The 15,004-nt window shown below is 37.7% G+C and carries 13 protein-coding genes; 6 read left to right on the top strand and 7 right to left on the bottom strand.

What is annotated here, in order from left to right; genetic code table 11:
* The first annotated feature begins 52 nt into the window (after positions 1-52).
* The 4 genes from IGI54_RS14215 (at position 53) to IGI54_RS14200 (ending at position 5,490) form a co-directional block, all read left to right on the top strand.
* Positions 53-727 (top strand): MgtC/SapB family protein, encoded by a 675-nt coding sequence (locus IGI54_RS14215; protein WP_430621587.1) that lies wholly within the window; start codon positions 53-55, stop codon positions 725-727.
* Positions 728-797: 70 nt separating this feature from the next.
* Positions 798-1,196 carry a GNAT family N-acetyltransferase gene (locus IGI54_RS14210; protein ID WP_430621586.1) on the top strand — a complete coding sequence of 133 codons (399 nt, stop codon included), beginning with the start codon at positions 798-800 and terminating at the stop codon, positions 1,194-1,196.
* 246 nt (positions 1,197-1,442) lie between these two features.
* Entirely contained in the window at positions 1,443-4,052 is a 2,610-nt protein-coding gene (mgtA, locus tag IGI54_RS14205) for a magnesium-translocating P-type ATPase (protein WP_430621997.1), read from the top strand.
* Positions 4,053-4,401: 349 nt separating this feature from the next.
* The gene (locus IGI54_RS14200; protein ID WP_430621585.1) at positions 4,402-5,490 is read left to right on the top strand and encodes an RNA-guided endonuclease InsQ/TnpB family protein; all 1,089 of its coding nucleotides are present in this window, start codon (positions 4,402-4,404) and stop codon (positions 5,488-5,490) included.
* Positions 5,491-6,086: 596 nt separating this feature from the next.
* Here the strand turns inward: IGI54_RS14200 and IGI54_RS14195 are convergent.
* Entirely contained in the window at positions 6,087-7,097 is a 1,011-nt protein-coding gene (locus IGI54_RS14195; protein ID WP_430621584.1) for a PocR ligand-binding domain-containing protein, read from the bottom strand.
* Between the two features lie 213 nt (positions 7,098-7,310).
* Between IGI54_RS14195 and IGI54_RS14190 the strand changes: the two genes are divergently transcribed.
* A complete protein-coding gene (locus IGI54_RS14190; protein ID WP_379947243.1) occupies positions 7,311-8,477 on the top strand; it encodes an iron-containing alcohol dehydrogenase in 1,167 nt (388 codons plus the stop codon).
* Between the two features lie 178 nt (positions 8,478-8,655).
* On the opposite strand, the gene IGI54_RS14185 is transcribed toward IGI54_RS14190, so the two are convergent.
* Positions 8,656-9,666: an NADP-dependent oxidoreductase gene (locus tag IGI54_RS14185; RefSeq protein WP_430621996.1), complete on the bottom strand. Its 1,011-nt coding sequence runs from the start codon at positions 9,664-9,666 to the stop codon at positions 8,656-8,658.
* Between the two features lie 435 nt (positions 9,667-10,101).
* Here IGI54_RS14185 and IGI54_RS14180 point away from each other — a divergent pair, with 435 nt between their 5' ends.
* Positions 10,102-10,881 (top strand): SHOCT domain-containing protein, encoded by a 780-nt coding sequence (locus tag IGI54_RS14180; RefSeq protein ID WP_430621583.1) that lies wholly within the window; start codon positions 10,102-10,104, stop codon positions 10,879-10,881.
* A 230-nt stretch (positions 10,882-11,111) separates the two neighbouring features.
* Here IGI54_RS14180 and IGI54_RS14175 read toward each other — a convergent pair whose 3' ends face one another.
* From IGI54_RS14175 to IGI54_RS14155, 5 genes are all read right to left on the bottom strand, one after another.
* On the bottom strand, positions 11,112-11,618 hold the full coding sequence (locus IGI54_RS14175; RefSeq protein ID WP_430621582.1) for a GNAT family N-acetyltransferase: 507 nt from the start codon (positions 11,616-11,618) through the stop codon (positions 11,112-11,114).
* A gap of 131 nt (positions 11,619-11,749) precedes the next feature.
* On the bottom strand, positions 11,750-13,318 hold the full coding sequence (gene lysS, locus IGI54_RS14170; protein ID WP_430621581.1) for a lysine--tRNA ligase: 1,569 nt from the start codon (positions 13,316-13,318) through the stop codon (positions 11,750-11,752).
* Between the two features lie 188 nt (positions 13,319-13,506).
* Positions 13,507-14,175: a hypothetical protein gene (locus IGI54_RS14165; protein WP_430621580.1), complete on the bottom strand. Its 669-nt coding sequence runs from the start codon at positions 14,173-14,175 to the stop codon at positions 13,507-13,509.
* 193 nt (positions 14,176-14,368) lie between these two features.
* The gene (locus IGI54_RS14160; protein ID WP_430621579.1) at positions 14,369-14,668 is read right to left on the bottom strand and encodes a hypothetical protein; all 300 of its coding nucleotides are present in this window, start codon (positions 14,666-14,668) and stop codon (positions 14,369-14,371) included.
* A 45-nt stretch (positions 14,669-14,713) separates the two neighbouring features.
* Positions 14,714-14,923: a hypothetical protein gene (locus IGI54_RS14155; protein WP_311901239.1), complete on the bottom strand. Its 210-nt coding sequence runs from the start codon at positions 14,921-14,923 to the stop codon at positions 14,714-14,716.
* Between the last annotated feature and the right edge of the window lie 81 nt (positions 14,924-15,004).

Below are 15,004 nucleotides of genomic sequence, written 5' to 3'. Positions count from 1 at the left end.
TTTTAATAACCTAGAGAGGAAGTGATGGTATGAATTTTTAATTATGTTGCTTATGAGTGTACTGGCAGGTGGATTGATTGGAATTGAACGTCAGTGGCGAAAAAAACTAGCTGGAGTACGTACGATGGTTTTAGTTTCACTGGGAGCAACAATTTTTGTTTCTTTGTCTTCGACATTTACGGCAGATACTAGCCCAACAAGAATAGCAGCACAAGTAGTTAGTGGGATAGGTTTTTTGGCAGGGGGTATCATTTTACGGGATGGTTTTAGCGTTACAGGTTTAAATACTGCTGCGACACTTTGGTGTACAGCTGCAGTAGGAGTAATGATTGGTGCGGGATCGATTAAAGAAGGTTTCTTGGCAGCAATTGTGATCACTTTTGTTAACATTGTGATACGTTTTATTTCTCATCGATTTGATCAAATTGCGGAAGTTTATCGACCTGATACTGTAAATAACGTGCAAAATTCCTTTTTGATCATTACAGGTAAAATTTCGTCCGAAGTTTCGCTGAGAACAGAAACTATCGCCCAATTAGATCGGTATTATTTATCATTCTGTCATTTTGTATGTCAAGACCTTGCTGGAGGTATGGTTCAATTACAAGTTGAGCTTGAACCCGCTTCAAATATGGATCTGGCAATGAAGGAAATCATTGCTCATTTATCGAGGAACAAAGAGGTACTTGAAGTTTATCAGCTAACGAAGGAGGAAGAAACATGGTAAAACAGTGTTTACTATAGTTAGATGGGATAGTCGAACTTATCGGGAAGCGATTATCTTACGGAATGAGTTGTTGAAAGCCAGCGCAGGGCAACCCTATATGACAGCTTCACCTATTAGTGAGATAAATGACATTCATTTGGTGGTCAAACGGAATGGCATGACAGTAGGTACTCTACTAATGCATCCCTGTTCTTCAAATTGCATTCAAATCAAGCAAGTGGCTATTCATCCAGATTATCAAGGAAGAAGTCTAGGGAAAAGACTAATTGTGTATGCCGAGCAGGTAGCTAGAAATTTTAACTTTTCCATCATTTTTTTAACTGGAAGAAAACAAGCCTGGGGATTTTATGAAAAAATGGGATATTGTGATTTAATGGATGCTTATTATAAAAATGGGTTGACATTAAAAGTATTTAAGAAAGAATTAGTATATTTTTCGAAAAAAAAGGAGATGAAAACAAATGGATGACAGTAGTTCGAAGCAGTTGGGTTTGCGGAAAAAGAGTGAACTAAAAACAAATCAATTATTATTGTCTATTTGTTTTTAGTTCCTGGACTCTCCAAACCCTAGCAAGGAGGAAGTTTTATGAAGACGCTAGGAAATATCATTCTATACCTAATGATTGGGATAGGATTGTGGCGAATTTTTTTTGGAGAGAAGGAAAGAAGAGTGGAAATTAAAAATAATGGGAATCACGATGTAAATTATGGTTTAATGGCACGAAAAACAATTGAAAATCTTTTTGATACATTTCAAACATCAAAAAAAGGACTGTCTGAGGGACAAGCAATCCGAGCAAGAAATGAATATGGGGATAATAAGATTTCATATGGAAAGAAAACCCCCTTTTTCATTGAAATGGTAAAAGCCTATATCACTCCCTTTACGTTAGTTCTGATTGGATTGGGGATTACTTCTTTTATTACAGATGTTGTCATTGTAGCACCGGAAGATCGTGATTTTTTTGGGAGTAGTATTATTTTCGCAATGGTTTTGATCAGCGGAACAATGACTTTAATTCAATCTGTACGATCAAATCAAGCGGCGGAAAAACTAAAATCGCTCGTAAAAGTAACGGCAACCGTAAAACGGAAGAACAAGTATGATGAAATTCCTATGGAAGAAATTGTCTGTGGAGATATTGTCAAATTATCAGCTGGGGATATGATTCCGGCTGATATCCGACTCATTGCAACTAAGGATTTGTTTATTTCACAATCCGCACTAACAGGAGAAAGCTATCCGGTCGAAAAGCGTTCAGAAGCTATTATTACGCAAAATCATTCTGAAACTAGCTACGAGAATATGGTGTATATGGGAAGCAATGTTATTAGCGGAAGTGCCGAAGGTGTGGTAATTGGAACTGGCAATCGTACTCTATTTGGAAATGTTGCTGGTTCATTATCAAGCAAGCCGATTCAAACAAGTTTCGAAACGGGCATTCGAAAAACTTCTTTTCTCTTTATCAAGTTTATGGCTTTGATGGCACCAACAGTTATAGTCATCAACGGATTTACTAAAGGGGATTGGATGGAAGCTTTTCTATTTGGTTTATCTGTAGCGGTTGGTTTGACGCCTGAAATGTTGCCTATGATTGTTACAACCAATTTGGTCAAAGGGGCAACAGCTATGGCGAAGAAAGGAACGGTTATAAAAAATCTCAATTCGATTCAAAATTTCGGTGCTATTGATGTGTTGTGTACCGACAAAACAGGAACACTGACACAAGATAAGATCATTTTGGAGTATCATTTGGACTTATCTGGCGAGGAAGACGACCGTGTATTACGTCATGCTTATTTAAACAGTTATTATCAAACAGGATTAAAAAACTTGTTGGACGTTGCTATTATTGATGCGGCAAAAGAAGAACTGGATACGAAAGAAATACGTTACAAAAAAGTTGATGAGATTCCTTTTGATTTTGAACGTAGACGTATGAGTGTGGTAGTAGAAGATACTAGTGGAAAAACCCAAATGATCACTAAGGGTGCAATTGAAGAAATGTTGAGCATCTCAAGCTTTGTGGATTTTAGAGGGACCGTTACAGAATTGACTGATGAGGTTAGACAAGAAATATTGAAAAAGGTAAGCGAATTAAATGAAGACGGCTTACGAGTGATTGGTGTTGCACAAAAGACAAATCCTAGCGTTGTAGGAGAGTTTTCAGTAGCAGACGAATCTGAAATGGTCTTAATTGGCTATTTAGCTTTTTTAGATCCTCCAAAAGAAACAACTAAACAAGCATTAGAGACTTTAAAGACGCATGGAGTTGGTGTGAAAGTGTTGACTGGGGATAATGCCTTGGTAACACAATCAGTTTGTAAACAAGTTGGCTTGGGGACAGAAAAGTTAATCAGTGGCGAGGATATTGCAAATATTTCAGATCAGAGACTTAGCCAACTAGTGGAAAAATACAACGTATTTGTAAAACTTAATCCACACCAAAAACAACAAATTACGCGGATTTTACGCGAAAATGGTCATACTGTAGGATTTCTTGGTGACGGAATCAATGATGCACCAGCTATGAAAGCAGCGGATGTTGGTATCTCAGTGGATACCGCAGTTGACATTGCCAAAGAATCTGCCGACGTTATTTTATTGGAAAAAGACTTGATGATTTTGGAACGAGGGATTATTTCTGGACGAGAAACATTTGGAAACATCATGAAATATATCAAAGCCACAGCAAGTTCAAATTTCGGAAACATGTTTTCAGTTTTAGTTGCCAGTACATTCTTACCATTTTTACCGATGTTACCTTTACAAATCCTCTTTTTAAATCTTATCTATGATATCTCCTGTGTATCGATTCCTTGGGATCACATGGATAGAGAATATCTAGATGAACCGAAACGTTGGGAAGCTTCTAGTATTGGGAAATTTATGATTTGGTTAGGACCAACAAGTTCCGTGTTTGATATTACGACCTATTTACTCATGTATTTTGTCATTTGTCCGGCTGTTATTGGCGGAGAATTTCATACTCTGACACCAGCTCAACAAGTCGCGTTTATTGCTGTGTTCCATGCTGGTTGGTTTGTGGAATCCTTATGGTCACAGACTTTAGTACTACATGCATTACGGACGCCGAAGATTCCGTTTATTCAAAGCAGGGGTTCATTTATCATGACAGCTATTACTTCACTAGGTATCGCTGTAGGGACGGTCTTGCCATTTACAAACTTTGGACAAAGCTTAGGATTGGCGGCTTTGCCGACCGATTATTGGTTATGGTTAGCAGCTACTATTGTGGCGTACCTGGCTTTAGTGACCATCGTGAAACGATTCTATATCCATCGTTATAAAGAGTTATTATAAAATGGATTATCTTACAGTATACAGTCAAGTAGGCAATTTTTCAGGTTACCCGTCATCAAAAAAATAGTGTGTTTCTTTTACGAAGGGAACAACGAAAGAAGTGGGAAGAGTGAGATTGTTAGTGATTTTTATACTTTTCTTGTTGTATATGTGTGTGTGTCTGTACTGGTCGTTTGTGATTCAAAGCAACAGAAATATAGTGAAGACTCCATTTCATTATCTATTTATAATTAATGATTTTAATGGAGACTTGTCAATAATATTCTGGTGAAGAGATCATTAATCTCGAGGGAGGGAAAAAAATGATTCGAGGAAAAAGATAAGGCTATGTCCCACGAATGAACAATTAATGAAGCTATGGCAATCCGCGGGAACTGCTCGTTGGGTCTATAATTATACAATAAGTATGCAACGTATGAATTATCGATTTAATGATGGGGGATTTCTTTCCGACCAGATGATTCGAAAACATATTACAAAAATGAAAAAACGGCCTAAATACTATTGGTTAAGCTTAGTGTCGAATAATATAGCAAAGCAAGCTGTTAAAGATGCTTGTGATGCTTACAAAAAGTGGTTTCATGCAATAGATGGGTCAAGTAATTTATATGTTGAAATTCCGAAATATAAAACTAAGAAGAAAACAACTCCCTCATTTTATAATGATTCAACACGTATAAAGTTTAAGGATAAGTCTGTATTGTTGGAAAAAATAGGTTGGGTAAAAACGAATGTAAATTTGCCGGTGAATAAGAAAGTATATAATCCTAGAATCTCTTTTGACGGAAAGTATTGGTATTTGGCTGTGGGATTAGAAGTTGATCAAATAACTTATCCAATAAGTGGTACTTTGGGAATTTGCTTGGATGGAACTTATCCAGTTGTGTTATCTACGGGGGAAAAATTTACTTCAATAAACCAAACTAACACAATAAAAAAACTTGAAAAAAAACTAGCTAGACTAAAACAACAACATCGTCGAAAGATAAGGATGAATGAAGATAAATTATTTGTTGAAAAAAAGAATCTTCACAAGTTAGAGATAAGAATTCAATTGATCTACAGGAAAATTGCAAATATTCGTGAAAACTATTGGCACTATGTTACCACAACCATTCTCAAGAAGCGCCCTGAGAAAATAGTGATTTCTTATTTACCTCTTCATGAATTAATGAAAAAACAAGAACATCAGAAAAGGTTATCAAAGGAGTGCTATTATGAATTAAAAAGGCAACTCCACTACAAATGTGAAGAACTAAATATTGATTTTACCGAAGTGGCCCCAACTTATCCTTGTAGTAAAATATGTTATAGATGTAAAAGTATGAACTTTAATCTTTTAGAATCTGGAGTTGTATACCAGTGTCTAGAATGCAACAATACAATTTTAAAGGATAGAAATACTAGTTTGAATTTAATCGATTATAGTATTAATTAGATAATGTAGGACGCGTTGCATCCGAATATACGCCTGTGGAGTGTTATGTTTCTATTCATTTTTTATAATTAATAGTTTAGCCTCAACACGATGAATCAGGAAATAAACAATATTTATATTGACTTTGATAGATATTGGCAACGACTCCTAGAATGCATGTTAGTGGGTCATAATAGTATTCTTTAGGTATTTATATCAATGATTTTTAGCCAATATTTTTTGGAAAGTATATAAAAATCATGTTTCTATGGTGGAAAAAGATGTTTTAGCGATAAAAACTCCTTACGATATACCGATAAATGGTTATCAACCGTTTATTTTATCGAAAGGAGTTTTTTTATCGTAAACGGCGAGAGTATATAATATTTTGTGTAAGTTTCAATAGTAAAATGAAATAAAACAATTCGGGAGGAGTGACCATGAGGATGCTCTCTAAAGATCAAATTAAAGAAATGATTCAACACTATGATATTAAGACTATTGAGACATAAGAGACGCGTTTAAGGAAGAAGTTTGGTGAAACGGTTCAAGAGATTACGGAAGCCAAATTGAAGACACACCTCGCTACGAAAAACACGACAAAAAGACTAAAACAATTAGTCTTTTTTTTGTTGACGCCATTTCAATGGAGTCAGGTGAGCAACTTTTTTGAATGAGCGAATAAAGTAGCTAGGTTCCAGAAAGCCAAGCGTATCACTTATCGCGTTAACTGAAAGATCAGTAGTGAGTAACAATTCTTGTGCCCAATATATTTTCAGCTTTGCATAGATCTGGCTGAAGGGTTCACCAAATTCTTTACGCAATAGCCGGCTGAGATAGTTAGGACTTACATTCACTAACTTAGCAAGAGTTTGTAAATCAAGATGCTGATCTTTATTCGTAAAGATTGCATCGATTGCAGGTTGGAGTAGTTTATTTTCGGCTAAGTAGATACCACTGTCTTGCAGTCTTTTCTTTAATAGCGAGTAACGTAAAGTATCATTTAAAAAGAGTGGGTCATGTTGCTCTGAATCTTGCTGATTACCGGCTGATTTTTTTGAAAAACGTAAAGTCTTGTTATACGACATAGCAAGATAATCTTTTTTGACGGCTTCACTGACGATATATTCAGATAGCTCTTCTAGCATGTCTGCCGTAAGTTTAAGGTCATTTAAAGATACCTGAGGATAATTCTCCAATAACTGATAGTGATCACTTTTAAAAGTAGCAACTTCTGGCAGATTTTTCAAATCTAGTACTTGTTCTAAATCATCTTGATCATGATTTAACATGATTTCTCCTGCCATAATCGCGCCGACGTAACGTCCCTCTATTGTAATTGGGATTGCCATGTCAATAATATCGAAATGACATCTATAAATGAATGGCCGGTAAGTTCGGGCAGCCTCAAGTCCGCCACGAGCATCACACTTTTCGCAGTATTTGCTCATTTGAGGGTCGGTACGAGCTAAATGGCAAAATGGCTTTACCTGACTGTGGCACGTTACTGGAACGCCTCGATAATCAACTAATAGAATAGCTAAATGTGTAGCACTAGCAATTTTGTCTTGAAGCTTTTCCCATTTTTCTATATCTAGTACAGTGTCAAGTTCAAAAGCATTTTCCACTCGAACCGCCTCCTTTTGTATGATTATACCTCTTTTTTTATTAATGACAAATAATCCTATTTTGTAAGATAATCCTGTTTAAACTGACGAGAAAGCGTCATCATAGTGTCATGCTTTTTAACTGAATCCGATATATGATTCAAATATAGAAATCAGTATTTAGCGACAAGTGAAAAAAGTAACTTGTCTAAAATTTTAAAAAGGATGATCGCAATGAAAAATAATTTTGATTTTATGATGCCTAGTGTGAACTTCTTTGGTCCTGGTGTAATCGAAAAAATTGGTGAACGCGCGCAATTACTGAATATGAAAAAAGTATTATTAGTAACTGACAGTTTTTTGCGTAATCTTGAAAATGGTCCTGTTAAACAAACGGAAGCAAGCTTAAAAGCTGCTGGTGTGGAGTATGTGTTTTTTGATGGTGTAGAGCCTAACCCTAAGATCCGTAATGTAATGGACGGTGCAGCGATCTATAGAGACAGCTTATGCGATTCCATTATTACCATTGGTGGAGGTTCAGCCCATGATTGTGGTAAAGGAATCGGTATTGTACTAACTAATGGGGATGACGTAACAAAGTTGGCAGGGATAGAAACTTTGAAAAATCCATTGCCGCCACTAATGGCCGTTAATACAACAGCCGGTACCGCTTCTGAAATTACACGCCATGCGGTTTTGACAAATGAAGAAACGCATCTAAAATTTGTGGTTGTGTCATGGCGTAATGTTCCATTAGTATCTTTTAACGATCCGTTGCTGATGTTAGATGTACCTACCAAATTAACCGCTGCAACTGGTATGGATGCACTATGTCATTGTGTTGAATCTTATGTATCTGAAAATCGAAATCCTATCACTGATGCACAGGCAGAAAAAGGGATCAAATTGATTGGTCAATACTTGCGTCGAGCGGTAGCAAATGGGCACGATTTGGAAGCACGGACCAATATGGCATATGCTTCGCTTTTAGCGGGAATGGCCTTCAATAATGCAGATTTAGGCTATGTGCATGCCATGGCTCACCAATTAGGCGGACAATACGATGCACCGCATGGCGTATGTTGTGCGGTATTGATGCCAACTGTTGAACGCTGGAATATGATAGCTAGTCCAGAACGGTTTGCGGATATTGCTGTCTTTTTAGGAGAAAACATTGAAGGCCTAGGTAAAATGGAAGCAGCAGAAAAAGGGATCACTGCTTTAGAAAGAATTTCAGAAGATGTTGGTATTCCAGCGAATATAAAAGCAATTGGTGCTAATCCTAAAGACTTCGATCTGATGGCAGATAACGCATTGAAAGACGGAAACGCTTTTTCTAATCCGCGTAAAGGTACCAAAGAAGATATTGTAGAATTATTTACTCAAGCTTACAATGCGTAGCTTTTATTGATAAATCATCAACAAGTTAATCTTGAAAATTTTGAAGCAGGCCGTTGATTTAAATTGAAAAAGAGTATTCAATCAAAGGGGTGTGAATCCCGACAGTAAAATGTAACTTACCGAATTGCCAAAATAAGAGAATCCGCTGATCCAAGCTAAATAGAGGATCAGCGGTTTTTTATTCTGCTATTTCATTGATTTTAAGGATGATTTTGCCCTTTGCTCTGCCTGATTTGGAATAACGAAAGGCTTCCTCAATTGCAGCAAAAGGTAGGACTCGATCGATCACCGGTTTTATTTTGTTTGCTTCGATAGCAGTTCGGAGTGTTTCTAATTCTGCTCCGCTAGGCTTCATAAAAAGGAAGATGTATTCAGCTTTAGCGGCTTTTTCTAAAGCGGTCAGTCTGCTAGTAATCAAAGCAAAAATTAGTTTTTTCCAAAGTGGCAATTGATATTCTTTAGCAAATCGCGCATTGGGTAACCCGGTGATACTGACGACTTTTCCGCCAGGCTTAATGATTTTGAAGGCATCCTCCAAAATTTTGCCGCCTTGTGTATCAAAAACGTAATCATAGTCAGATAGTTTATCTTGAAATTTTTCTATTTTATAATCAATGACTTGGTCCGCTCCGAGAGATTTAACTAGCGCAAAATTTTTGGCACTAGTCGTTGTAGTGACATAGGCTCCTAACATTTTTGCGATTTGGATGGCGATGGTACCAATGCCGCCCGAGCCGGCTTGAATCAGAACTTTTTGGCCTGGTTTGATCTTCATGATATCATGTAGCGCTTGATAACTAGTCAAGCCGACTAATGGAATCGCCGCGGCTTCTTCAAAACTTAGATTTCGTGGTTTTCTAGCGATGTCATTGTGGTCGACAGCGATGTATTCAGCGAATGTCCCAATTCGATTCTTTTGGACGCGACCATAGACAGGATCGCCGACGTTGAAAGCAGTGACCTTTTCGCCAACGTGTGTAATGATTCCTGCGAAATCACTCCCTAAAATTAATGGCATGTTGTATTTTAAGAGCATTTTTAACCCACCATCTTTGGTCTTTAAATCAATCGGGTTAATACTAGCAGCAACGACTTTAACCAGTACATCTGTAGCACCTATTTTAGGGATTTCTACTTGTTCTATAATAGGAAATGCTTGTTTATAATGTGTGATTAAGGCTGCCTTCATTGTATGAGTCAAAATAAATTCCTCCAATTTAAAGTTATCGTTTAAAAATTTAAACGGTTATTAAGGAGAGTTTACTGCCTTGGTTTAAAAATGTCAACCATTAAAACGTACATTCTATCGATGGATAGAATGTACGTTTTTGTGTTTGCTGGTCTGAAAATTATTTAGTCAGGTGCAACGTTATATATGGAGAAAAGGTTCATAAGATATTCTCTAAATGAGACATCTTTTATAGTTTCTATTTGATTTTTCAATTATAAAAATAATCTATTTGTATTCTTTCTTGCTAATTTTAGTCACTATTTGCTACACTTGAATGGTAGATAAAATTCTTTTAATAACTTTTTTAATAACTGTTTTTTGTAAGAAGCCAAATGTAAAGACGGACTTGTATTTTTAACTAATTAAATAATATAAGGAATGAGGGTGAGAAAAATGGCAAAAATATGCGTCGGATGTGATAACAAGATTGGTGCGTTAAGCAGTGGGTACAAATTAGGCGATGGTGACTATGCTTGTAAAAATTGTTTCAAATTAGCTGGTTACGGGGGGAGTTTTGCGGATCTCAAAGAATTGAAAACGATGACAAGTGCTGAGTTTAAAAACCGCTTGCCAGCGGATGCTGGCGAGGTTAACGCAAAAGATCTGCATAAAAGTCAACTAGCACAATTTAAAGCGTATGCCAATTTAACGATCAATGATGTGCTATTTAATGACCAAGAGCAGGCTTTGCTGATCAAGAAATCGATCATGTTTAATCGGCCGCAGTCGCTAATTAAATACGAAGACATTGACAGCTATACACCGATTTTTGATAGTGGTAAGATGCGTAAAGGTACTTTTAGCCGTGGCGTTGTCGGTGGTGTCGTTGCGGGACCGTTAGGATCATTAGTTGCTTCTAGTACGGGCAAAAAGAGTATTGAATCCATCAGCCGTTTAGGAATTGATTTTCATTTAAAAGATGGACGGGAGATTCAATTTTTATTAGCTGAAACAGATGTCAAATTAGATTCCATCACTGGAAGAGCATTAGTCGATGATTATAACAAACTGGTGGAAAAACTAGACAGTCTCTTTGCTCCTGAAACCAGTGCTTCTTCAGCAGAGATACTTTCACCAGTTGATGAAATTCGTAAATACAAAGAACTGTTAGATGAGGGTATTTTGACACAAGCAGAATTTGATGCTAAGAAAAAAGAATTACTAGAAAACTAGTCTGAAGACAATCAGTCACTTATTTAAAGCTATACCTGCGGATAACTATCTAGGCAGAAAACAATTTATATTTGCTAGACAAAAACCATGAAGCAATTGCCTTGAAAAAGACACTTGCTTCATGGTTTTCTTTTTGTGGTACTAAAGAAAACTGTTTAGTCATTTCTTTTAGTATTATCAAAGGTTTGCTCGTTACAACTAACGACTTGTGCCTTTTTTAGTCCAATCAGTTATTCATTAATCAGCGCATACAGTTGCATATCGATTACACATCCATCTTTCACCGCATTTTTCCGTAAAGTACCCTCTAATTGAAAGCTGCACTTTTCTAGTACGCGACAAGAGCCAAGATTGGTTGAAAAGGGCTCAGCGAAGATTCGAATAATATCTGTCTCAGTAAAAAGATACTCCGTCAGTGCTTTGACGGCAGCAGTCATAAAACCTTTTCCCCAGTATTCTTCCGATAGATAATAACCCAGCTCTGCTGAACGGCGATGAATATTTTCGCAACGGAACGCACCAATGCTGCCAATGACTTTTTCTTGATCAACGATGGCAAAAGCAAATGTTTTGGCAGGATCAGCCTTTAACATTGCTTCAATGAAAAGTTGTGCATCTTTTTTCGTATATGGATAGGGAAGACCGTCTCGTAGATTCGCTTGGATTTTTTTATTATTCAAAATATTGGCTAATGCTTCAGCGTCTGTTACCCGCCATTTTCGGAGAACTGGATTCATTGTTTTCACTCCCCAAAGTGTATTTTCCTTAATAATATCATCTCTGAACAAAGAACTTAAATCAGCCACGATTGATCGATCTGTTTATTCGAAAAAAAGCCGGGACTATTTTACTGTCCATGCTCCTAAGCTTAGTCAAAATGGATTAACTGTTTCAATTTTGCTGGCCCAACGACCTTGATCAGCAGCGGGATTCTTGGGCCGTGATCTTGGTTCAAAGTCAGTTGATAAATGGCCGAAAACAGTTCTTTTTGTTCTGTGCGCTTTTCTTTTTTATCGGTGGCATCGGAGAGATCATAGATTTTTTGCATCAGCTCGTCATCGCCTAGAGTTGTGGCTGTCTCTAAGAGCTGAGCGAATTTTTCTAGTTGCTCTTTGACGGTCGCCGGTAATTGCTCGTAAGTCTTTTGATCAGGTTGTTGATTGATGGTGACTAAACGTGTTTTCGCGTCATTTTCGATCCAATAGCTGGCGCGAGTCAAGATATAATCGATCGCTTCTTCGGTATAGGCGGCTTCATTTTTCAACAAATCTTTGGCGATTGCTTGGTTGTTGGCGGTCAAAGATAAGATGCTGACGACATGATTGAAGCTAGGATAGTTTTGCTCCAAATCAACACCGGTTAATGTCAGTAATTGCTGGTTCATTTCATCAAGTTCACTTGTTTTGGCTTTTTGAACGAGCCGTTCAAATTCAGCATAATTTCGTAAAACATCATCGTCTAAGCCTAAATCAAATTGGGCCTTTGGCTGATATTTGGCGTATAAATAAAGCACCAATTCTGGTGTGTAGATCGATAATAAATCTGGCAAGGTCAAAATATTTCCTGTCGAGCTGGACATCTTCATCGTTTGGCCTTTGATATTTACGAAATCATAGGGCTGGTATAGCGGTGCTTGCCAGTCAAAAATTTCTTTGGCGATGGCTTTTGCCACGTCAAAGCTGCCGTTTTTTGATGAATGGTCCTTACCGCCGGGTTCAAAGGCGACTTTTTCGTAGCGCCAACGCATCGGCCAGTCGATCTTCCAATGGAGCTTGATGTGCTGTTGCTGACCAATTGTTTGCGTGCCGTGATGGCCGCAATTTCGACACTCATAAGGGAGTGTCTGGCTTTTTTCGTCATAAGCGGAAATCGTCGTCATGTCATGGCCGCACTGATCGCAATACAAAGAAATCGGGAAATAGACTTCGCGCTCTGTATCATTGGCCGCCTCGGTCCGAAAACGACTTAAAATGTCATAGATTTTTTTGCGATTGGTTAAAACTAAAGCCAGCTCGTCATCATAAGCGCCGTTTTCATAGCGTTCAGTCTCAAAAATGAATTCCGGTTTGATATTTAATTTAGCCAAATCGTCAATAAACATCGCTTCAAAATAAGCGCCATAGGAAGCCGCGCTCGTCTCACTACCAGCTGGCGGAGCGACCTTCGTGTAAGGCATACCGATATTTTCCTCTGCAACACCGGTGACATTTTTCGGTATTTTCCGTAACCGGTCATAGTCATCCCAAGATAAAATATAACGGGGTGTCGCGCCAAGTTCCTTCAGCGCGCGGGTAACAAAATACGTCGTGGCGATCTCCCGAAAATTTCCCACGTGGACATAACCGGACGGGCTGACACCTGAGGCGCAAGTAATCGGTGTTGGTTGATCTTCATGTTGTTGAATCAAGTTTGTGGCGATTTGAAAAGCCCAATGCATAAAAAGTACCTCCTCTTCCTGATAATCATTAACCGATCTATTGATAGTCTCATTGTATCATTACAGCTGAAAAAACTTGAAGCTGAGGGTCCTTGGCTGGAAAGAAAATTGTGAGAACTTGATAGACACAAACAAGAGCTGGAATATTATTAATATTCCAGCTCCACTATTTTCTTGAATGAAAAAATTTACTGTAGCACCACTGTTGAATAGGGACCATGCTCATCACTTGGTGAAAAGGCCAGCACGATATTTCCGCCTCTATTCAGATAGGAATAAATCCTAGTATCATCACCATTGAAAGGTTGGAAAAATGCAAGATTTGGTTTACTACTGTCACTGGCAGGTAGTTTTAACTCGGTGTTTATTTTAACGTCTTTCGTGAGGCCATTTTCAACCACCGAAATTCGGGTTGTCGGGATTGTCGTCGGATACAAAGTGGCTGACTCACCGTTGTGGGCATCCTGTGAGTGAGACTCTTTCGGAGTATAAGAGACGATCAGGGAGTCGTTCGCTAAATAAGTCGTGACCGCAAATTTGAAAGAAACATCTTCTCCCATTAATACATCGCCCTTTGGAAAATCAACGGCATAGGCTCCCGTTTCTTCCAGCGTAGCGCTTGGTTCTGTGGAGCTGGAAAGTTTAGTCGTCGTAGAAGTCGCGGTCGATGCTTGAGAAGAAGTTGAACTTCGAGTAGTTGTCGGGATGCTGTGACTACTTGCTGGGATTGCAGTGGGTTGAACAAATTGCATCCCCAAAATAAAAGCGACTAGGCCGATAATAATCACGCCCACCAGAATCAGTAGCTTGTTTAGGATGGCATTCCTTTTTTGATTGTTATGCTGGTCTCTTTTCATTGATTTACCTCATGTACTTGATAATTATAATTATACCTGATAAAAAGTGAACGAAAAGAAAAATAAGGTGAAAGTAAGTTATGCAGAAACTATGAGGTTATGGTTACAAAATAGATTTTTGATAGGCATCTGAAACATCGTTGACTGGAAAAAATAAAAAAATACAAGAGATCTCTCTCTTGTATTATCAGTCTTAATTACTAGCGAAATACGCATCGATAGATTTCTTTATTTCCGTGAAATTCTTAGTTAGAAAGAATTTTGCGGGAACTTTGATGATTGGAAGCTTGTTTTCATTTTCAAAAGGAAAATAGGGATCAGGGACGACCAAATAATCGACGGTGTCTTTGTCCCTAAGATAATTGATTGATACATCATAATATTCGGAGAAATAGTCTTTGAAATCACTATTATCACTAAAATTTACGGGTAAAAACACTGTAATGTAGCTTAGTCCAATGCTGACTGTTAAGACAAAACATATTTTTTTCATGAGTCATCCCTCTACTATAAATAATAGTTTATGCGAGTACTTCGCTTACATCCAACTAGAAAAATTAGTAAAGAAAGAGCTGAAAGCAGCAACCAAGAAAATAAATGCCAATAATAAACCGCTCCACAGTCCGAACATAATGAATGGTGAAGTACCTTTATCCCCATTTTGTTTAAGGTTTTTAAATGCTCGTTTAGCCATGATAAATTGCCAAATACTTAGTAATAAAAAAATAACGCCGATTACGTAACGCATCCCTATCACTCTCCTTATAATAGTATAGCACTCTTGGAAATCGCTAACAATGAAGCTTTCATAGGAAAGCAAAAAATGGGT

Origin of the sequence: Enterococcus sp. DIV0800 (assembly GCF_050559735.1) — a bacterium.
Classification (GTDB): Bacteria; Bacillota; Bacilli; order Lactobacillales; family Enterococcaceae; genus Enterococcus_A; species Enterococcus_A devriesei.
This window is presented reverse-complemented; position numbering and strand designations above follow the sequence as displayed.